General features: G+C 32.2%; 1 protein-coding gene. It reads right to left on the reverse strand.

Translation table 11 applies throughout. The annotated features are described in order from the left end of the window. On the reverse strand, positions 1 to 925 hold a 925-nt coding region (locus AC27EF_RS13570; protein ID WP_487111298.1), incomplete at its 3' end, for a tyrosine-type recombinase/integrase. Positions 926 to 1084 lie beyond the last annotated feature (159 nt).

Raw genomic sequence — 1084 nt, forward strand, 5'->3', positions numbered from 1 at the left:
TATTTACATCACTATGTCCCATTAAGATCGCTACATCCTGTGCAGGCATCCCCCGATTAATCAAATTCGTACAGAACGTTCTGCGGAATTTATGTGGATGTGCATGAATTCCACATAAATTCCCCAAATTTCTTATAATTCTTTCCACTCCATCCTTCTGTAAACGATGATATGGATACCTTCTTGCAATAAACAACGCCGGATTATTATCCTTCCGGCTTTCTAAATACAGATCTAAGTAAGGAATAGCAGAATCAGAAATAAAAATAGATCTTTCCTTATTTCCTTTTCCTAAGATTTTTATCTCTTTTTTTGCAAAATCTATATCAGAAATATTTATATTACATATTTCCGATACTCTGCATCCAGTACATGATAAAATTTCAATTAAGGCTCTATCTCTAATATTTTTACAGCTCATTCTCATTTTTTCTATTTGCTGTGGTGTATACGCTTTTTTGCGTACTTGCTTGACTTTTGCCTTTTTTATCTTTCTAATTGGATTCTTATTAATGTATTCTTCATCCCATAGCCATGTAAAAAAACTAGATAATGCACCTCGCTTATTATTCATGGAACAGTCTGAAATCCCTCTTTCTCTTTTATAAGCAAACAAAAAACCGCGAATATCCGTCGCATCAATCTCGCAAATCTTTTTTCCCTTAAAAGCTTCTACAAATTGACTTAAATGTAAATTGTACTGTTCAATTGTCTTTATAGACTTATTTTCCACTGCCAATGTAGCAAGGTAAGTATTCTTCAATATTTCCAATGTATTTTCCTTAAAACCGACTTCGGTTGATTCCTTTCTTATTTCAACCTCCTTAAATTCTGCCACCAATACTTCCTCTAACTGTCTTTGCTGTGTTTCAGACAACAACATTCCCATTTTTCTTAAAATATTACTAATTATCTTGTCCCTCAAAAAATCACTCCTTTCAAAGAGCATTTTAACACGACATTAGGTAGTTAAATTCAGATTTAAATATTACTGAGGATAATCTCAACAAAAAAGCAGATAAAGTTATAATAGAAAATTTAAATTCTAGTCTTTCTTTACTTTCATCGCAAACTGCCAATGTGA

The sequence above is a fragment of the Anaerostipes stercorihominis genome (assembly GCF_057535655.1).